This window comes from Desulfovibrio sp. SGI.102 (assembly GCF_050314315.1).
Lineage (GTDB): Bacteria > Desulfobacterota > Desulfovibrionia > Desulfovibrionales > Desulfovibrionaceae > Desulfovibrio.
Genome location: NZ_JBNPNC010000049.1, coordinates 1 through 17,993 on the forward strand (window position 1 = coordinate 1; position 17,993 = coordinate 17,993).

The 17,993-nt window shown below is 66.1% G+C and carries 15 protein-coding genes and 1 tRNA gene; 4 read left to right on the top strand and 12 right to left on the bottom strand.

Going from position 1 to position 17,993, the window contains the following annotated elements:
- Positions 1–65: 65 nt before the first annotated feature.
- From ACQRCJ_RS10005 to ACQRCJ_RS10030, 6 genes are all read right to left on the bottom strand, one after another.
- Positions 66–1,463, bottom strand: a complete 1,398-nt coding sequence (locus ACQRCJ_RS10005) for a phospholipase D-like domain-containing protein (RefSeq protein ID WP_204626498.1) — start codon at positions 1,461–1,463, stop codon at positions 66–68.
- Positions 1,464–1,499: 36 nt separating this feature from the next.
- Positions 1,500–1,925: a universal stress protein gene (locus ACQRCJ_RS10010; RefSeq protein WP_204626499.1), complete on the bottom strand. Its 426-nt coding sequence runs from the start codon at positions 1,923–1,925 to the stop codon at positions 1,500–1,502.
- A 162-nt stretch (positions 1,926–2,087) separates the two neighbouring features.
- A complete protein-coding gene (locus ACQRCJ_RS10015; protein WP_168935064.1) occupies positions 2,088–2,510 on the bottom strand; it encodes a universal stress protein in 423 nt (140 codons plus the stop codon).
- Between the two features lie 157 nt (positions 2,511–2,667).
- Positions 2,668–7,785, bottom strand: a complete 5,118-nt coding sequence (locus tag ACQRCJ_RS10020) for a 7TM diverse intracellular signaling domain-containing protein (RefSeq protein WP_427799728.1) — start codon at positions 7,783–7,785, stop codon at positions 2,668–2,670.
- 160 nt (positions 7,786–7,945) lie between these two features.
- A complete protein-coding gene (locus tag ACQRCJ_RS10025; protein WP_427799729.1) occupies positions 7,946–8,659 on the bottom strand; it encodes a tetratricopeptide repeat protein in 714 nt (237 codons plus the stop codon).
- Positions 8,660–8,815: 156 nt separating this feature from the next.
- Positions 8,816–10,159 (bottom strand): RsmB/NOP family class I SAM-dependent RNA methyltransferase, encoded by a 1,344-nt coding sequence (locus tag ACQRCJ_RS10030; RefSeq protein ID WP_427799730.1) that lies wholly within the window; start codon positions 10,157–10,159, stop codon positions 8,816–8,818.
- A gap of 245 nt (positions 10,160–10,404) precedes the next feature.
- Here ACQRCJ_RS10030 and ACQRCJ_RS10035 point away from each other — a divergent pair, with 245 nt between their 5' ends.
- The 3 genes from ACQRCJ_RS10035 to purE all read left to right on the top strand — a co-directional run bounded on the left by ACQRCJ_RS10035 (position 10,405) and on the right by purE (position 13,986).
- Positions 10,405–12,033 (top strand): FG-GAP repeat domain-containing protein, encoded by a 1,629-nt coding sequence (locus ACQRCJ_RS10035; protein WP_168935071.1) that lies wholly within the window; start codon positions 10,405–10,407, stop codon positions 12,031–12,033.
- Between the two features lie 114 nt (positions 12,034–12,147).
- Complete coding sequence (gene purD, locus ACQRCJ_RS10040) at positions 12,148–13,449, top strand: phosphoribosylamine--glycine ligase (protein ID WP_168935073.1); 1,302 nt, start codon at positions 12,148–12,150, stop codon at positions 13,447–13,449.
- 36 nt (positions 13,450–13,485) lie between these two features.
- Positions 13,486–13,986 carry a 5-(carboxyamino)imidazole ribonucleotide mutase gene (purE, locus tag ACQRCJ_RS10045; protein ID WP_006006731.1) on the top strand — a complete coding sequence of 167 codons (501 nt, stop codon included), beginning with the start codon at positions 13,486–13,488 and terminating at the stop codon, positions 13,984–13,986.
- 306 nt (positions 13,987–14,292) lie between these two features.
- Here purE and ACQRCJ_RS10050 read toward each other — a convergent pair whose 3' ends face one another.
- Positions 14,293–15,006: a DsbA family protein gene (locus ACQRCJ_RS10050; RefSeq protein ID WP_427799731.1), complete on the bottom strand. Its 714-nt coding sequence runs from the start codon at positions 15,004–15,006 to the stop codon at positions 14,293–14,295.
- Between the two features lie 161 nt (positions 15,007–15,167).
- Here ACQRCJ_RS10050 and ACQRCJ_RS10055 point away from each other — a divergent pair.
- Positions 15,168–15,243: transfer RNA gene (locus ACQRCJ_RS10055), tRNA-Ala, on the top strand.
- Between the two features lie 146 nt (positions 15,244–15,389).
- Here the strand turns inward: ACQRCJ_RS10055 and ACQRCJ_RS10060 are convergent.
- From ACQRCJ_RS10060 to ACQRCJ_RS10080, 5 genes are read right to left on the bottom strand one after another with little or no spacing between them, the layout of a single operon-like run.
- Positions 15,390–16,058 (bottom strand): mandelate racemase/muconate lactonizing enzyme family protein, encoded by a 669-nt coding sequence (locus ACQRCJ_RS10060; RefSeq protein WP_303931784.1) that lies wholly within the window; start codon positions 16,056–16,058, stop codon positions 15,390–15,392.
- Positions 16,027–16,200: a hypothetical protein gene (locus ACQRCJ_RS10065; RefSeq protein ID WP_303931779.1), complete on the bottom strand. Its 174-nt coding sequence runs from the start codon at positions 16,198–16,200 to the stop codon at positions 16,027–16,029. Before ACQRCJ_RS10065 ends, ACQRCJ_RS10060 begins: the two co-directional genes overlap by 32 nt.
- Positions 16,197–16,508 carry a hypothetical protein gene (locus ACQRCJ_RS10070; RefSeq protein ID WP_427799733.1) on the bottom strand — a complete coding sequence of 104 codons (312 nt, stop codon included), beginning with the start codon at positions 16,506–16,508 and terminating at the stop codon, positions 16,197–16,199. The genes ACQRCJ_RS10065 and ACQRCJ_RS10070 overlap by 4 nt, the downstream gene beginning before the upstream one ends.
- A gap of 10 nt (positions 16,509–16,518) precedes the next feature.
- Complete coding sequence (locus tag ACQRCJ_RS10075) at positions 16,519–16,947, bottom strand: hypothetical protein (protein WP_303931774.1); 429 nt, start codon at positions 16,945–16,947, stop codon at positions 16,519–16,521.
- Between the two features lie 14 nt (positions 16,948–16,961).
- On the bottom strand, positions 16,962–17,798 hold the full coding sequence (locus ACQRCJ_RS10080; protein ID WP_427799732.1) for an MFS transporter: 837 nt from the start codon (positions 17,796–17,798) through the stop codon (positions 16,962–16,964).
- Between the last annotated feature and the right edge of the window lie 195 nt (positions 17,799–17,993).

Below are 17,993 nucleotides of genomic sequence, written 5' to 3' on the forward strand. Positions count from 1 at the left end.
TGGAGCCTTACGGGCATCGACAGCAACGCGCGACCGGATGGCGGCCGGAGGCCGTGCCCTGTTTTTTACAGATAGGGCGAGAACAGCCAGCAGGCGGCGTCACGCAGTTTGAGGATCAAAAGGCGTTCCTGCAGGTCTTTCAGGGTCACTTCGCGGCTGCGGGCGATGGTCATGTCCATGTGCAGGGCCATGGCGGTATGGAACTCGGGATCGAAGATCTCCATGTTCAGCTCGAAGTTCAGGCGCATGCTGCGGGCGTCCAGGTTGGCGGAACCGATCTGGCAGTAATAGCCGTCCACGGCCAGCAGTTTGGTGTGGGCAAAGGGGGGCGGCTGGAACCACACGCGCACGCCCGCTTCCAGCAGGACGGGCAGCAGGCGGAAGCTGGCCCAGTGGACGAAGGGCAGGTTGTTCTTGCCGGGCAGCACCACACGCACGCTGACCCCGCGCTGGGCCGCGCTGCGCAGGGCGGCGATGAGCTCGTGCGACGGCAGGAAATAGGGCGTCATGATGCGCACCGTATGCTGGGCGCTGCCGATGACCCCGCAATACAGGTCATTGAGCGGATCGGCCTCGGTGCCGGGGCCGTCCAGAACCATGCGGCACAGGCTGTCCCCGGACATGATGTTGCTGCTGGGCAGCAGGCTGCGCTGGTCGAATTTGCCGGTGGCAAAACCCCAGTCCAGCAAAAAGGCCCGGCGCAGCTGGTCCACGATGGGACCTTCGCAGCGGAAGTGCAGGTCCTGCACACAGCCGGGATGCTTGCTGAGGATGTGGTTGTCCGCGATGTTCATGCCGCCGGTAAAGGCCGTATCATCGCAGATGAGCAGCTTGCGGTGGTTGCGCAGGTTCAGGCTGAGGCTGGGCGGGAAAAGGCGGGGCGGCAAAAAGCGGGCCAGCTGGCCGCCGGCCTGGGGGATGCGCTTCCAGGGTTTGCGCAGCGAATAGACGGCGCCGCCGAAGCCGTCCACCAGCAGGCGCACATCCACGCCGCGCCGGGCGGCATGGCACAGGGCCTCGGTGAAGCTCTCGCCCACGCTGCCGCCGCGGAAGATGTAGGTGGAGAGGAAGACCTGCTTGCTGGCCCGGTTGATGGCGTGCAGCATGGCCGGATAGGCTTCGTTGCCGTTGCGCAGGGGCAGGATGCCGTTGCCGCTGCACAGGGTCTGGCCTGTCAGGCGGCGGCCCAGGATCTCCAGGGGCCATTCCTGCGGCGGCGCGATGGCCGTCCGGTGGCAGACGACTTCGGGATGGTGGGCGTAGTCAGGTTCGATGGCGGCCATCTTGCGCATAAGGCGGGCCGCCAGGCTTTCGGCACGGCTGATGCCGAACAGGCAGTACAGCACGATGCCGACGCCGGGCAAAAAAAGGACCGTCACGATCCAGCCCAGCGCCGAGCGCGGATCGCGCTTGTGGAGCAGGGCATGGCAGACGGCCCCCCAGGACAGAAGGTGCGCTGCCACAAGGCCTAAAGTTCCCAGTGTCAGCACGGCGGATCGCTAGCGGCGGACAGCCAGCAGCGGAATGTCGGTATTGCGCAGCACGCGCTCGGTGATGGAACCGATGAGCATGTCGGCCAGGCCGTCACGGCCGTCGGTGTACATGACGATCATGTCCACGCCTTCCTCATGGCCCACGGTGACGATGGTGTCGGCGGCCAGGCCTTCACGCACGATATAGCGGCAGGCCACGCCTTCCTTTTTCAGGGCATCGGCCAGCGGCGCCAGCAGGGTCTCGGCCTTGGCGGTATTGGAACGTTCCAGTTCGGTATGGGCAGCGCCGCCCACCAGGTTGGGCAGGGCTTCGGTCACATGCAGCAGGATGATCTCGCCGGAGCACAGGGTCTTGGCATGGCGCAGAGCCTTGGCAGCGCGTTCGCCGGAATTTTTGCCGCTCACGGGCACGAGGACACGTTGGTAGATCATGTGGGCTCCTTGGATTGGGATGGCATTGCCCCAGAGGGCATTTCAACTAGGCATTGTCGCACGACAGGCCGATTTGTGCAAGCCTGCCGGGGCCGGGACGCCGTCATCAAAAAAAGCCCGTTCCGGGGAACAGGCTTTTTGATGACGATAGCGCGGCAAGGCCTACTGACGGACGACCAGCACGGGCAGCGGGGTGTTGCGCAGCACATGCTCGGTGATGGAACCGAACAGTCTGTCGGTCAGGTCGTCACGACCGTCCGAGAACATGACGATGGCTTCGGCGTCCATTTCCTTGGCGGCCTTGACGATGGTCTCCACGGGCAGACCGTGGCGGATGACGGTCTGATAGGGGATGCCGGCATTGTCCAGTTCGGCGGCGAGAGGAGCCAGGAGGGCTTCGGCCTTGACGGCGATGTCCTGCTGGTCGCGCATGATGTTGGGCATGGGGGATCCCACGCTGGGCGCCACGGCGTGCAGCAGGATGATCTCCTTGGGATCAAGCTTCCTGGCCTGGCTCAGGGCCTTGAGGGCGCGTTCTCCGGAATGCTTGCCGCTCACGGGCAGAAGGACACGTTCGTAACTCATGTGGACTCCTTGCATAAAATAAGAGATGGCCCTTGTGGGCATTGAAGATTTAGTCTGGCACGACTTGCCCCTTTGTGCAAGAGGGCCTGTCGCGGCCTCCGCGCCGGGGCCGGGAACGAAAAAGGGCCGGTCAGCAGGACCGGCCCCGGTATGCGTATCAGGAACCCATGGAGATGCGGTGGCGTTCCACCGCCGTGGCCAGTTCGGGCAGCAGGTCGGTCACGGCCTGCAGATCCTTGGCGCGTCCGGCGCTCTCCACACAGCGGGCCATGCGGCCCAGTACCCGGAAACCGTAGCTTTCGGCCTCGGCGGCCAGGCGTCCGGCGGCGTCGGCCACCAGATGCAGACGGCGCTGTTCCAGGGCATAACCGGCCTCCGCCAGATATTTGTCCATGCGCCACATGAGAGCGGGCAACGGATCCTCGGGGTCATCCGGCGGCTGGGGCCGCTGGGGCATGGGCGGCACGGGCATGCGCGGCGTGGGGGCCACGGGCCGGGACGCCGTGCGGCGTTCGATCCAGGGATTGGTCGTGGCGGGGATGTCCGCCGTGGTTCCCGGCGTCTCTTCCCGCGGTGCATCCTTCCTGGGCATGGGGCGCGGTGTGCCCTGCCGTTCCTGCGCGGTCGCGGCCGGAGCCTGCGGGCTCCTGGCTTCTTCCTTGTCCTGGGGCTGGCCGTTGCCCGTGTGGAAACGGGAAAGGAAGCGCATCAGGGTGTTGGCCGCAGCCCTGGTCCGGCTGGTCTCTTCCCGGCCGCTGGCAAGAAGGGTGGTGCTGTCCGGCGTCATGTCCGGCAGGCTGGAAACGTCCTTGCTGCCGGGCACGGCCTGGGGCGCCTCTTCCACAGGCGCGCCGGGGAAGGCAGGCTGCGTCCCGGCGCCCGGGCCGGTACTGCTGCTCTTGCGGGGCTGCGGCGTGATGAGGGCCGATTTGTCCGTGGGCACCAGACTGGGCTTGCCCAGCTTGCGGGCGATCTCGTCCGGGCTGACGTCCCGGCGCAGGGGGCGGACCGTGACGACGGTCTCCACCGGAGCGGATACCGTTTCCTCCTGCCGGGGGGCAGGACGGCTGACCGGGGTGCCGATGGGCATGGGCTCGCCGACCCATTCACCGGCATGGCGCAGGCTGGGGCTTACATAGCCACGGGCAAGGGGACTGGCGGTCGCCTCGACAGACGGGAAGGCAGGGGCCCTCGTGGCAGAGGCGGCCTGTGCATCGGAGACCGGAGCTTCCGTGCGTTCCTTTTCGTCGACCGTGGATCCCGTCGCGTCATCGGCCGGGGCAGCAGCGGCTGCATCCGCCGTTTCCTGCGGGGGCAGGGGCTCTTCCTGCGTCATACCGGCTGCCGATGCGGTGGTCTCTTCTTCCTTCGCCGGGGTTTCCGACATGGCAGTCTCGTTCGTTTCCGCCGTTTCCGCCACCGGCACGGACGGGAAGTCCGGTGCCGCAGGCGCGGGGGCCGGGACGACGTCTTCGGCCGCCTCGGGAGCATTTTCGTTTTCCTGCACAGGGCTGTCCGCGGACGCGGCTTCCTCCGGCTGCGCAACATCGGACACCGGCGCTTCGGCAGCATCCGTACGCGCGTCGCCGGTCTGTACGTCGTCAGCGGGCAGGGCCTGTTCGGTCGCAGCCTCCCGGGCCGGAGCCGGGAAATCCGGAGCGCTTGGGGGCACCTCGGCGGCCTCGTCCTGTGCGGCGGGCGTCACTTCAGCGGCATCATCCGCACCAGCTTCTTCCGTGCTGCCCATTTCATCGGACAGGGCTTCAGCAGCGGCGTCGGCCGGGGCAGCGGCTGCATCCGCCGTTTCCTGCGGGGGCAGGGGCTCTTCCTGCGTCATACCGGCCGCCGGTACGGCGGTCTCTTCTTCCTTCACCGGGGCTTCCGACATGGCAGCATCGTTCGTTTCCGCCGTTTCCGCCACCGGCACGGACGGGAAGTCCGGCGTCGCAGGCGCGGGGGCCGGGACGACGTCTTCAACCGCCTCGGGAGCATTTTCGTTTTCCTGCACAGGGTTGTCCTCGGACGCGGCTTCCTCCGGCTGCGCAGCATCGGACACCGGCGCTTCGGCAGCATCCGTACGCGCGTCGCCGGTCTGTACGTCATCAGCGGGCAGGGGCTGATCGGCCGCAGCCTCCCGGGCCGGAGCCGGGAAAGCCGGAGCGCTTGAGGGCACCTCGGCGGCCTCGTCCTGTGCGGCGGGCGTCACGTCAGCGGCATCATCCGCATCCGCACCAGCTTCATCCGTGCTGTCCATTTCATCAGACAAGGCTTCAGCAGCGGCGTCGGCCGGAGCAGCGGCCGCCGCTTCCTGCTGGGGCAGGGGCTCTTCCTGCGTCATACCGGCCGCCGGTGCGGCGGCCTCTTCTTCCTTCACCGGGGCTTCCGACATGGCAGCATCGTTCGTTTCCGCCGTTTCCGCCACCGGCACGAACGGGAAGTCCGGCGTCGCAGGCGTGGGGACCGGGACGACGTCTTCGGCCGCCTCGGGAGCGTTTTCATTTTCCTGCACAGGGCTCTCCGCGGACGCGGCTTCCTCCGGCTGCACGGCATCGGCCACAGGCCGGGCGGTCTGTGCTGCGGGCATATCGAGGCGCATGTCGTCCGTCAGGGGAAGGGGTTCCGCCTGGGCCGTATCCGCTGCAGCGGCCGCCGGAGCGGCGAACAGGTCCGGCAGATCCGCGCTTGCCGCGGCAGGAGCGGCCGGGGCCGTCTGCTGCGGGATATCATCGGTGGACAGGAGCAGGTCGGGCATGCCCTGGTCTGCCTGGGGGGCCGCGGCGGGGCCGAACAGGTCGGGCAGGGGGGCATCGGCCTGTCTGGTCTCGGGCAGGGGCGCACCCAGGTCGGCCACGTCGTCATGGCTGCCCAGGATCTCGAGCACGGTCTCGCGCAGGGCATCTTCCGAGACGGGCAGGGTCAGGGCATGGCTGAAACCGGCATGGGCCAGCGCATCCCACTGGCTCTGGTCGGGCGTCAGGGCCACGGCGCCGAAGGGGCCGGTCCTTTCGGCAAGGCTGTGGTAGCGGCGCAGCAGCGGCGCGGCGTCCACGGAAGCCTCGGGGCCGCAGACCAGCAGCACGGCAGCCGGTGTCCGGCCCTTGCGGGCCCCGGCTGCCAGACCGTGGGCCAGGGTGCCTGTCTCGTGGCAGGTGCAGGGCAGGTCGCGCAGCATGGCGCCCAGCTCGTGACGGGTGGCGGCATCGGGAGCGCAGACCAGGACCGTGGGCAGGTCCTCGCCGTCAGAAGCTTCCGGGAGATGCAGCTGCAGGGTGAAGATGACGGACGTGCCGCGGGGGCCGCTCTCCACGCCCAAGAAACCGCCGTGGGACGAAGAGAGTTCCCAGATACGGGCCAGGAGCGATGCGGAACGCTGTTCCGGGGGCAGGCCCGTGCCCGTGTCGCGCACCTGGAAGAGCAGATGTCCGGGGTGCTTGCTGTCCGGCACACGACGCACGGCAAAATGGATCTTGCCCCCCTTGGTGGCCCGCAGGGCATCTTCCAGCAACAGGCGGAGAACGTCTTCCAGTTCCCCGGCGGGGCCTTCGTAAAGCTGTTCGAGGTCGGCCGGGACATGCCAGCCCAGGGCGATGCCGGATTTTTCCGCCAGCGGGCGGCAGGTGTCATGGGCCTGCCGCAGCGTCTTGCGCAGATCGAAGACACGCTTTTCAGCGCGGGCCGTATCCGCGGGAGCCGGTGCCGCGGGTGCGGCAGCATCCCCGGCCGGGTCGTGCAGCAGGTTCAGGGCTTGCCGGGCACGGCGGCCCATGTTCTCCACACGGGAGCGGACATCATGGGGCAGGGCGCATTGTTCGAGCTGGCGGTCCTGTTCCACGATCTCGCGCAGGGGCGCGGCAAGGGCCTGCTCCAGACGCCGGATGGCCGTGGCGGAGGCGCTTTCGGCTTCCACGGTTGCCGGAGCGGGGGCAGGCTGGCTGAGGCCGGTCATGAGCGGCAGGGTGTTGCCGTCGGTATCCAGCAGGCGCAGGTTGGGGTCCGTGATGGTCTGGTTCCGGGCGGGGCGGCCCGGTGCCAGAGGATCGGCAGGTTCGGCGGAGGTGCCCGCTTCACGGCCGGGGGCGCTCATGCCCGCGATGATCAGGGCGCTGAGGGCCGTCCCCCACAGAGGCAGGGTGCCCTGGACGAAGGGCGGGAGCAGCGTCCCGAGGTCAAGGACGGCCAGCCCGGCCCCCAGTGCGGCCACGAGGCAGCCCAGCAGGAAACGGCGGGCTCCCGGCACGCCCATGAGCCAGGCGCCGAGCGTGGTGGGCACGAAGATCAGGGCCAGCATGGGCCAGAGCGGCAGGAAGCGCCCCAGCCAGCTGAAGTCGGGCCAGAGGGGCAGCAGGGCCAGCACGGCGCCGGGCAGGGAAAGCAGCAGGTACTGGATGTCCAGCAGGCGGGAATGGCTGGCGGTCTGCATCAGGTGCCGGGCCAGATGGGCCAGGAACATGAGGGCCAGGCCGGGGGCCATGGCGCTGACGGCGTCGGCGGGCGTGATGTTGCCGGCACCCAGGTCAGGCCCGCCCAGCACGGCATGGGTCAGGGCGGCGCCCACATACAGGGCCGTCCAGAAGCGCCACTGGCCGCGCTCGGTGATGCCGCGCAGCAGGGCCAGCAGCATGACCACGGCCAGGGCCAGCATGACGCCGGGGCCGAGCAGGCTTTCCGGCGCGCCCGCCAGATTGTCCAGGCTGCGCAGGGTGGGCGCGAACCAGAGGGGCGGCTGCCCGTCCAGACGGATGAAGCAGACCTGCGGCGTTTCCGCGGGCAGGGGCAGCGGCAGCAGGTTGCGCCAGTTGGCCTGGCTCTCCTGCCAGGTGGTCTGGCGGGAAAGCGGGTCGATGTCGGGCGTATAGAGGACGGCTCCGGCCGGGACGCCCTGGCCGAGGTCGAGCATCAGGGACTCGGTGCGCTCCGTCCCGGCGGCGGGGATCTCCAGACGCAGCCAGGTCACGCCGCTGCTGCGGGGCAGGGTCCTGGGATGCAGCGGCTGGAAAGAGGGCATCATGCCCGGCGTGGCCACTTCTTCCACGCTCATGTCGCCGTCCGTATCCAGAAAAGCCGAAAGGTAGGGCAGGATGCCCAGCTGTCCCGCGGCGGTGCCCTGGGGCGTCGCGGACAGGCTCACGGGCAGGGCGGGCGTGGGCGCGGGGGCCGGGGGCGGTGTCGGGACCGCCGGACAGGTGGCGGCCAGGCTCAGGACGAGCAGGAGCGGAATGACGATCAGGGCCAGCCTGCGGGAGCCGGCCTGTAGGGGAAGAAGGGGGTACGTCATGCTTTTTTACCTTGAGGGACATCTCCGCACGGGGGAGACGGCCCGGGAAATTCCGGGACGGCAGCGGGGACGGGAAGAGCGGACCGGTGGTCTGCGGACCACGGAAGGCACAGGGGCCGGTGGGCTGCCCCGGCCCGGGGGCGGGGCAGCCGGAACCGGATCAGTGCAGATGCTTGATCAGCTCCGAGACGGGCGTCCCGTCAGGGGCGTGGGCGTTGGGATCGGCGGCCAGCAGCTTGCGCCAGGCGGCTTCGGCCTCGTCTTTGCGCTTGAGGTCGTAGTAAAGGACGATGCCCTGATTGAACAGGGCGTTCCTGTGTCCGGGCTGGACGCGCTCCGCCTCGCGGAAGGCCTTGAGGGCATCCTCGAAGCGGTGGAGCTCGCGGTACATGATGCCCAGGTCGGTCAGGACGTTGGCATTGCCGGGCTTCAGGCGCAGGGCGTTCTCATAGGCCGTGACGGCCGCGGAGGGGTTCTGGTTGTCGAACTGGAAGTTGCCCAGCTTGATCCAGTTCTCCGCCTTGTTGGGTTCCTTGACCACGGCTTCCTGCAGTTTGAGCAGGGCGCTGTTCAGTTCGGGGGAAAGGACGGCCTTGGCCTGCTGTTGGGGGGCCGCCTGCTGCTGTGCGGGCTGCTGGGCCGGAGCGGCCGCCTGGGGCCGGGGAGCGGGGGCCTGACGGCTGTCCATGAAGCCGGGCAGCATGCTGCCGATGCACAGGCCCAGGGCAAGGGCCACCACCACGCTGACCAGACAGGTGGTGAGGGAAACGGTGGTGACTCGGGCCGGGGCCGCCGTCTGGGCCTGATCCTGTGCGGGGGCCTGGGGCTTGTCCTTGACCGGCGCGGGCTGCTGGGAAGTCTTCTTCTTGGCCATGATCGCTCCTCTGCGTGCATGAAAGTGCCGCCGTCACGGCGGCTTCGTCCTGTGCGCTGTTCCTTGCGCTGTGAAAGTGGGGGCAAGAGTAGCCGCAGGCAGGTAAAGAGGCAAGTCTGCCCTGCCTGCGGCCCTGTCCGGCATCCTGTGCCGGGCCTAGTTGAAACTGAGGGTCGCGCGGCCCTGTTTGAGCATCATCCGGGCCAGCGGCAGGTCGCGCCACCACAGGGCGGCCTCGTTGCCCGCAAGGCCGGTCTGGCGGCTCTGGCCGCTGAGCAGGGCCGTGATGTCGCTGATGTCGTCCAGCACCAGGCTGTGCGCCGGGTCGGGGACGGCGGGCAGCAGGCAGCGCAGACGGGGCGCCATGTGCAGGCGGCCGCCTGCCATGCGGCCCAGCAGGGCGCCCTGCCAGGTGAAGCCCTGCGGCAGCAGCAGGTCGGCATGGGCCGGGATGAAGCGCACCTGCTCGCCGTAGATGCGTGCCTCACCGGCGGGCAGACGGTCGGGATCGCAGCAGGGCCCGGCCAGGGCGGTGCGGGGCACCACCTGGCCCTGGGGCAGGGCAGGACGGGCATCGCGACGGCTGCGGCCACGGGCCGCGTTACGGGCGGCCGTGCGGGCATCGGGCTCGGCGGAGAGGGGCGGCAGTTCGGGCAGGGGGGCGTCCGCGGGCTTGCGCAGCAGGGCCACATAGAAGCCCTGGGCCGCCGAGCGTTCGCCGTCCACGCGCAGGGTGCCCTCGCCGCCGGGGCGCTCTTCCCAGACGAAGCCCTCGAAGGGCGTCAGGTGTTCGCGCACCAGTCCCAGCTCCCCTTCGGCAAAGCGCACCTGCGCTTCGTTCTCGTCATCGTTGGTGGTGCAGGTGGAGAAGACCACGCGGCCGCCGGGGCGCAGCAGGCGCGCGGCATGGGCCAGCAGCAGCTGTTGCAGGCCCACCAGGCCCTTGAGCTTGTCGCCCTGCCAGAGCTTGAGGACCTGGGGGTTCTTTTCCACCGTGCCCCAGCCGGAGCAGGGGGGATCCAGCTGGATGGCGTCCCAGGTGCCGGGCGTCAGGGGCAGGGCCTGGCCCTCGAAGGAGCAGGTGCCCACATGCGGCAGGTTGCAGGCGTGCAGGTTGGCCCGCAGGGTGGCCAGGCGGGCGCGGGAAAGCTCGTTGCCCAGCACGAAGCCGTCGGGGCCGGTGAGCTGGCCCAGGAAGCCCGTCTTGCTGCCCGGGCTCGCGCACATGTCCAGCACGGCTTCGCCCTGCCGCGGCGCAAGGGCCAGGGGCGGCAGCATGGAAGACCTGTCCTGGATATAGATGTAGCCGAAAAAGGCGGCCAGCGAGGAGCCCAGCGGCCGCGGTTCGCACAGCAGGCGGCGGCAGAAGGGCGAAAACGGCTCGGGTTCGAACTCATAGCCCTGGGCGCGCAGCAGGCTCTCCACCTGCGGCATCTGCTCCGGAGGGCAGACCAGACGAAAAGAACGCCCCGTGGGGCGGGGAGGATTGGCGGTACTCATGGGCCTTTCTTATCTGTTCCGTCTGGAGGGGGCAAGAGCGTCCGCGGCAGGGGGCCCCAAGGAGCGCAGGACCGCGCCGGAACAGCGGATACGGCTTTCAAGTTGCGCGGCAGGCCAAGTGTCGCTATAGTTCCGGTGCCGCAGGCCGTACGGTACCTGCCGCGACAGCGGCAGAGACCCCGGCCGGGCGAGCCCTCCTGTGCGAGGGTGGTCGACGTACGCAGAGAACTGCAAGGAGATTTTGAATGAAATTTGCCATGAAGCTGGCGTTTGCCGCCTGCCTGATGCTGGTGATGGGCCTCCAGGCCCAGGCTGCCCAGGCAAAGTCTTTCGTGCTGCTGCCTTTTGAGGTGCACGCGCCCCAGAACTACAGCTACCTGTCCAAGGCCGTGCCTTCCACGCTGATGGGTCGTCTCAGTGCCACGGGCGCTACGGGCACCATGGGCCCCCGTGCGGCCGGCTCCGCCGCCGAAGCCCGCAAGTTCATCGGCGGTGCCGACTATGCCCTGTGGGGCACGGTGAGCGTCATGGGCAATGACTGCACCATCGTCCTCAACAGCGTGGACAAGAAGGGCTCCACCTGGACCAATACGGCCCAGGGCCCCATGAGCGCCCTGAACGCCACGGTGCAGCGCCTCGCGGGCGCCTTCTCCTCCGAGGTGCTGGGCGTCGCCGGTGCCGCCGCTGCCAGCCGCGGCGGCCGTTCGGACATCATCCGCAACGAGACCGGCCAGACGGAATCCTACCTGAACCCCCAGTTCCGCTATCAGGGCAACTCCGCCGACGGTTCCCGCATCCGCAGCCAGCGCCTCAAGGACGAGATGGTGGACATGGCCGTGGCCGACTTCAACGGTGACGGCCGCAACGAGATCGCTATCCTGCACGACCATCGCCTGGTCATCTACAAGTGGGGCAACGACGGCCGTCTGGGCAAGCTGGGCGAGATCACCATCTCCCGCAGCAACCTGAACTTCTCCATGCGTGCCATCGACCTCAACCGCGACGGCGCCAAGGATCTGGTGGTGGCCACCTTTGAAGAAGAGAACAACCGCCCCTACACCTACTTCTACGGCTTCCGCGGCAACAAGTTCACGGAAGTGGCCAAGCGCTGCTCCTACTTCGCCAGCGTCATCAACCTGCCGCCTTCCTACCAGCCCACGCTGGTGGGCCAGGGCTGGGACTCCATCAAGCTGTTCGCCCCCGGCGTGCACATCATGGTCAAGCAGAACGGCTCCTATGGGCTGGGCCAGCGCATCAACCTGCCCAGCGGGGCCAACGTCTTCAACGTGGCCTGGCTCCCCGGCAAGAACGGTGACCAGCTGGTCATGCTGACCGACGACGAACGCCTGAAGATCTTCCAGGGCGCCAACCAGACCCTGATCCATACCACCATGGAACGCTTCTCCGGTTCCGCCACCGGCATGGAACACTACAAGGGCATGCCGGGCCTGGGCGTGGACCGCAACTACCAGATGCCCAGCAAGTACTTTGCCCCCATGCGCCTCATCGTGGCCGACATCGGCCATACCGGCGAATACACCCTGCTGGTCAACAAGCCCATCTCCACGGCGGCCCAGATCTTCGACCGCTACCGCTACTTCCCCCAGGGCGAAGTGCACGCCCTGTTCTGGGATGGCGTGGGCCTGGGCCTGAAGTGGAAGACCCGCCGCATCCGCGGTTCCGTGGCGGCCGTGGACCTGGCCGACTTCAACAACGACGGCATCCTGGACCTGGTGGTGGGCCTGAACACCTCGCCCGATCTGGGTGTGGGCAGCCGTCAGTGCATCGTCACCGCCTATCCGCTGGACGTGTCGCAGATGAACCCCAACGCTCCTGCCGACCTCAGCGATTTTGAAGTGACCCCCAACTACTAACACATAAGAGGATGCAGCCCCGTTCCGTGTCGCAGCGGCACGGGACGGGGCTTTTTCAGCAGCTCCGGCTGCCGGAAAGTTTTCCGTATGTCTATTTTTCAGGGAGGAGAGGTTGTGCGCATCCTGGTTATCGGTTCTGGCGGGCGTGAGCACGCCCTGGTGTGGAAGCTCAAGCAGAGCCCTCGGGTAAGTGAAGTTTTTGTGGCCCCCGGCAACGGCGGTACGGCCCGTGAGGGCGCCATCAACGTGGCCGTGGATGCCGGAGATCTGGACGGTCTGGTGGAACTGGCCCGCAAGGAAAAGATCGACCTGGTGGTGCCCGGTCCCGAACTGCCCCTGACCAAGGGCATCACCGACCGCATGCGTGAGGCCGGCATCCCCTGTTTCGGCCCGGATGCCTACTGTGCCCGTCTGGAAGGCAGCAAGGCCTTCGCCAAGGACGTCATGAACCGCGCCGGTGTGCCCACGGCCCACAGCCAGGTCTTCACCGATCCCGACAAAGCCAAGAACGCCGTGGTCAAACTGGGCGCCCCCCTGGTGGTCAAGGCCGACGGCCTGGCTGCCGGCAAGGGCGTGGTGGTGGCCATGACCACCCAGGAAGCCCTGGATGCCGTGGACGACATCATGTGCAAGCGTGCGCACGGTGCCGCCGGTGCCAAGCTCGTCATCGAGGAGTTCCTCGTGGGCGAGGAAGCCTCCTTCCTGTGCCTGTGCGACGGCAAGACCGCCGTGCCCCTGCCTTCCGCCCAGGACCACAAGGCCGCCTATGACGGCGACCAGGGCCCCAATACCGGCGGCATGGGCGCCTACAGCCCCGCCCCCATCCTGCCCTACAACGAGGCCGAAGCCATGGCCGATACGGTCATCCGTCCCATCCTGGCCGCGCTGGCCAAGGACGGCCATCCCTTCGTGGGCGTGCTCTATGCCGGTCTGATGATGACCGAGAACGGCCCCAAGGTGCTGGAATACAACACCCGTTTCGGTGACCCCGAATGCCAGCCCCTGCTGATGCGTCTGGAAGGCGATCTGGTGCAGATCATGCTAGACTGCATCGAGGGCAAGCTCCGTCCCGAGAGCCTCACCCACACCTCCCAGACCGCTCTGGGCGTGGTGGTGGCCGCCGAAGGCTATCCGCACGCCTATCCCAGGGGCATGGTCATCGAAGGTCTGGACGAAGCCGACGCCCTGCCCGGCGTCAAGGTCTTCCACAGCGGCACCAGCATGGACGGCGACAAGACCCTTTCCAGCGGCGGCCGCGTGCTTTGCGTGACCGCGCTGGGCGATACCCTGGCCGACGCCCAGGCCCGTGCCTATGAGGGCGTGAAGGCCATCCGCATGGACAAGAGCTTCCACCGCAGCGATATCGGCCAGAAGGGCATCCGCCGTCTGGAACAGCTGGCGCAGGAAGAAAAGTAAGCAACCGCGGCCTTATGCCGCCATAAAGGAACATCTATGGCTCAAGTCGTCATCATGATGGGCTCCAAGTCCGATGAAGAAAAGGTCAGCCCCTGCGTGGACGTGCTGCGTTCGCTGGGCATCTCCTATCTCTTCACGGTCAGCTCCGCCCACCGTACCCCCGAGCGCACGGAAAAGATCCTGCGCGAACAGGAAGCCGCCGGCGCCAAGGTCTTCATCTGCGCCGCCGGCATGGCCGCGCACCTGGCCGGTGCCGTGGCCGCCCGCACCACCCGTCCCGTCATCGGCATCCCGGTCTCCGGCGGCCTGATGGGCGGCATGGACGCCATGCTCGCCACTGTGCAGATGCCTCCCGGATTCCCCGTGGCCACCGTGGCCATGGACAAGGCCGGTGCCCGCAACGCCGCCTGGCTGGCCGCCCAGATCCTGGCCGTGGCCGATCCCGCGCTGGATGAAAAGATCCGCGCCGCCCGCGCCAAGATGCAGGCCGGTGTGGAAGAAGCCGCCGCCGAGATCGAAGCCAAGTACGGCTGCTAGCCGGCCGGTACATCAGCAAACAAAAAGCCCTCCGTTCGCGGAGGGCTTTTTGCTTGGCAGCGGCCTGGCTGCATCATATATCCTGAAACAGAAAATCCCGGAGACGGGGAGCTGCCCGCTTCCCACACCTGTCCGTCATGCGGATCGTCCCGGTCCATGCCCGGATGGCGGCTCCTCCGGCCAATGACGGGGACCGGCCGGTCAGACCGGAGAAAGGTTTTTTCGGGGCGGGGGAGAGTTTGAGAGGGGGAGGGGCAGTTTTTGTCCAAAAAACGCCTTTCTCCCTCTCAACGAAGCATCATTGCCCTAAAAACAGCATTTGCCGTCCAGACTGCAGGCCGCGCCCTGGGCGACGGGGCTTTCGCGGACACCGTGCAGGGCATCGTCCAGCTTGGCCCGGACGCTGGCGTAGTCGCTGTAACCGCGGGCCAGCAGGGTGCGCTGGCCGTCGTGCTCCAGATACAGGGTCGGATAAAGGAGGAATTCGCCCATGACCTCCTCGGCTTCGGCGGCGTCATGCCGGGCGGCGCTCCGGATGGCGGGGTCCGCCATGGCGGCGGTCAGGGCGTCGGCGGGCGTCCCCGCAGGCAGCCAGGCGGCCGCGATGGCAGCCTGTTCCCCAGCGGCCATGACATCACGGCCCTGGGCATAGAAGGCCATCTGGAAGTCCTCCATCTGTTCCAGCTCGTGACCGGGGGCCAGATGGCGCAGGGCGGCCAGGGGCAGGTTCATGGCCGGGGAATGCATGAGCAGGTCCGGGCCCGTACCGGCCACGGCCTGTTCCAGGGCCTGGCGGAAATGTTCCGTGGATTGGCCGGTGGTCTCCTGCAGGCGGGCGAAGAATTCCCGGATGGTGGGGTATTCTTCCAGCATACCGGTGAGGGGCTGGGGCTCGTCCATGAGGTTGCCGCCCAGCACGCGCACGGGCAGTTCGGGATGTTCCGCAGCCAGGCGGCGCATGACCGGCGCGAAGCCGTAGCACCAGGGACAAAATACGTCGGTGAGATAGAGGAGGTTCATGGCCGCAGCATACGCTTTTGGCCGGGGAAGGAAAGGCCCGGCCGGGAGCCGTGCGGGCGGGGAAGGAGGGCGGCCCTTTGTCGTGGTGGGGAGATGGAAAAACTTTTTTGATTTTTTTGTTGACAGAGGGGCTGCTTTTTGGCAATGTACCTTCTTGCCGAGGGGCTGTAGCTCAGTTGGGAGAGCGCTTGAATGGCATTCAAGAGGTCAGGAGTTCAATTCTCCTCAGCTCCACCAAAAAGGAAATCAGGGTTTGCGGAAATGCAGACCCTTTTTTCGTTTCTGGCCACAGAAACACAGACAGCAAAAAGCCGGGGCTCTGATGAGCCCCGGCTTTTTTGTATCCGGCTGGAGGCGGGCCGTGTCCCCGCCCTGTGGCAGCCTTACTTGACGGTGATGATGTCCGAGGCGGCGATGGTCTCGGGCGTCAGTTCCTGGCCAAGGCCGGGCAGTTCGGGAACGGTGTAGCGGCCCTTGCTGGGCATGTAGTTGTGGATGCAGGTCCTGGTGTTGGGTTCCAGCAGGGCATAGCGGTGCAGTTCGTGGATCATGAAGTTGGGGATGGCCGCTTCCATGTGCAGGGCGGCTGCGGTGGAGATGGGGCCGCCGCAGACATGGATCTGGACGGTGACGTCATAGACGTGGGCCATGTCGCAGATCTTCTTGACTTCGGAGATACCGCCGCAGGTGCAGATGTCCGGCTGGATGACGCTCAGGCTGCCGTCTTCCAGGAAGGGGCGGTAACCCCAGCGCCAGTAGATGCGTTCACCGGAGGCCAGCGGGATGTTCACATGGTCGGCCACCTGCTTCATCATCTTGGGGTTCAGGGGCATGACGGGCTCTTCGTAGTACAGGACGCCCAGCTCCTCGATCATGCGGCCGAACTGGATGGCCGGTGCCGCCGAGGTGAAGGAGTGCATCTCCACGATGATGTCCACATCGGGACCGATGGCGTCGCGCATGGCTTTCAGGCGGGCATAGCCCAGGCGCAGGATGTTGTCCGGCAGCAGGCCCTTGAGGTCACGCTGGTTCCAGTTGCCCTGTTCGTCCATGGCCAGCACATCCACCTTGATACTGGAGCTGGCTGGCGTAGGCCCGGATGCTGTCACGGCTTTTGCCGCCCAGCAGGACATACAGAGGCACGTTGAGGGCCTTGCCCTTGATGTCCCACATGGCGATGTCGAGGCCGCTCATGGCTGCGGAGAAGATACGCCGCCCTGGCCCCAGAAGGTCTTGCGCAGCATCTTTTCCCAGATGGCTTCCGTATCCATGGGGTTCATGCCGATCAGCAGGGCGGACAAATCCTTGGCCACGCCGATGCCGCCGGAGGCGCCGACGCCGTAGGCGAGGCCCACTTCACCGAAGCCGCTGATGCCTTCATCCGTGTTGACCCGGACGACGGTGGGGCGCCATTTGCTGATGGCGGAAGAAAAATCGTTGGCGACATCGATGATATCGATACTGGTGATTTTCGTTACAGGCTCCTTGAAGTCTGGATTGATTTGATTTTATTTAATATTTCTGGATAACGAGGATGGCTGCCGCCAGCGTCGCGGCCGCACCGGTGAAGACCAGGCACAGCAGGCCGCCGCTGAACTGGCCCGTCAGGGTGATGAACAGGCCGATCAGGGCCGGGGCCAGCGCGGCCAGACCATTGGCGAAACCGTTCATGATGCCGGAGGCCGTGGACATGGACGAGCCGGGCACGAGGCTCTGCAGGAGGGTCCAGGCGACAGGGGTACCCATGGTGCAGAAAGCCACGGAGCAGGAGAGCAGGACGGCGGAAGCGTACTTGTTGTCCACCGAGGCGCCGAAGTAGACGCACAGGCCGGCGAACAGCATGGCGCACATGAGGATGGGCGCACTGCGGCCGACCTTGTCGGCCAGGATGCCGCTGGAAGCCTTGCAGAAGATGGAAAGGACGAAGGGCAGGGAGGCCACCAGCCCATCTCGCTCTAGGAGAAGCCGCGGGCGGTCTTCAGATAGCTGGGCAGCCAGGTGATGAGGCCCCAGTACATGCACTGCAGGCACAGGTACCAGAACACCAGCAGCCAGTAGCGGTAGTTGCCCGCAAAGGCCTTGAAGCGCACGGCAACGGGGATCTTTTCTTCGGCGGAGGCAGGGGCCTGCTCCTGACCGGCTTCGATGTGGGCCAGTTCCGCGGCGTTGATGCCCTTGGCCTGGCGGGGCGTGTCCGCTACATGGCGCCAGAGCAGGTACAGGGGGATGAGGCCCAGCACGAGGCAGACATGGAAGTTCATGCGCCAGCCGTGGGTCCCGATGAGCCAGGCAAAGAAGGGCATGGCGATGGCAGGCGCAACGGACTGCCCCACGACCCAGGCTGTATTGGCCCGTCCCCGTTCCTGTTTGGGGAACCAGTTTTTGATAAAGACACTTTGCAGGGGATAGTAAAAGCCCTCACCGATGCCCAGTATGATTCTACTGACGATGATCAGCATGAAGGATGTGGCGATACCACCAATGAAGAGGGATATCGTCCGCAGTACGATGCAGAGCATCATGCTTTTACGCGGTCCAAGATAGTCCCCGATAGGCGAAAGGACGACATTGGATATCCCGTATGCCGCAAGGAAGACGGACATCATCATGCCTATGCGTACGGGCGTATCCTTGATGCCCATTTCAAGGAGGAAAGGATCGTTAGCCGCAAGTACAGATACGTTCACTCTGTCGAGATAGGCTATAAAAATACCTATAAAAAGGCATATAACGATTATAAAACGCTTCTTTGTTGGATTTTGATGTATAGAATTTGCATTTTCCATATGCATCTCAAATTGTTATGATTTTGATTTTCCTGTACGCTCTAGAGCAAATACGATTCATCAGATCTTATTTGGGAGTATCCATGAAAAAACAGGGGATGTACAATTTTTTTTGTTGATCGATGCATCACTTCTGCTTAGAGAATGTCCGGTATACATCTTGCTATACCAGTTTTCTCCAAAGGATACAGGCCAAAGCAA

What these genes read in the sequence shown, in the direction of transcription:
- ACQRCJ_RS10050 (WP_427799731.1), bottom strand. Translation starts at nt 15,006, where the DNA reads ATGAACCTCCTCTATCTCACCGACGTATTTTGTCCCTGGTGCTACGGC.
- ACQRCJ_RS10035 (WP_168935071.1), top strand. Translation starts at nt 10,405, where the DNA reads ATGAAATTTGCCATGAAGCTGGCGTTTGCCGCCTGCCTGATGCTGGTG.
- purE (WP_006006731.1), top strand. Translation starts at nt 13,486, where the DNA reads ATGGCTCAAGTCGTCATCATGATGGGCTCCAAGTCCGATGAAGAAAAG.
- ACQRCJ_RS10080 (WP_427799732.1), bottom strand. Translation starts at nt 17,798, where the DNA reads ATGCATATGGAAAATGCAAATTCTATACATCAAAATCCAACAAAGAAG.
- ACQRCJ_RS10010 (WP_204626499.1), bottom strand. Translation starts at nt 1,925, where the DNA reads ATGATCTACCAACGTGTCCTCGTGCCCGTGAGCGGCAAAAATTCCGGC.
- ACQRCJ_RS10060 (WP_303931784.1), bottom strand. Translation starts at nt 16,058, where the DNA reads ATGGACGAACAGGGCAACTGGAACCAGCGTGACCTCAAGGGCCTGCTG.
- ACQRCJ_RS10025 (WP_427799729.1), bottom strand. Translation starts at nt 8,659, where the DNA reads ATGGCCAAGAAGAAGACTTCCCAGCAGCCCGCGCCGGTCAAGGACAAG.
- ACQRCJ_RS10030 (WP_427799730.1), bottom strand. Translation starts at nt 10,159, where the DNA reads ATGAGTACCGCCAATCCTCCCCGCCCCACGGGGCGTTCTTTTCGTCTG.
- ACQRCJ_RS10065 (WP_303931779.1), bottom strand. Translation starts at nt 16,200, where the DNA reads ATGAGCGGCCTCGACATCGCCATGTGGGACATCAAGGGCAAGGCCCTC.
- ACQRCJ_RS10020 (WP_427799728.1), bottom strand. Translation starts at nt 7,785, where the DNA reads ATGACGTACCCCCTTCTTCCCCTACAGGCCGGCTCCCGCAGGCTGGCC.
- ACQRCJ_RS10015 (WP_168935064.1), bottom strand. Translation starts at nt 2,510, where the DNA reads ATGAGTTACGAACGTGTCCTTCTGCCCGTGAGCGGCAAGCATTCCGGA.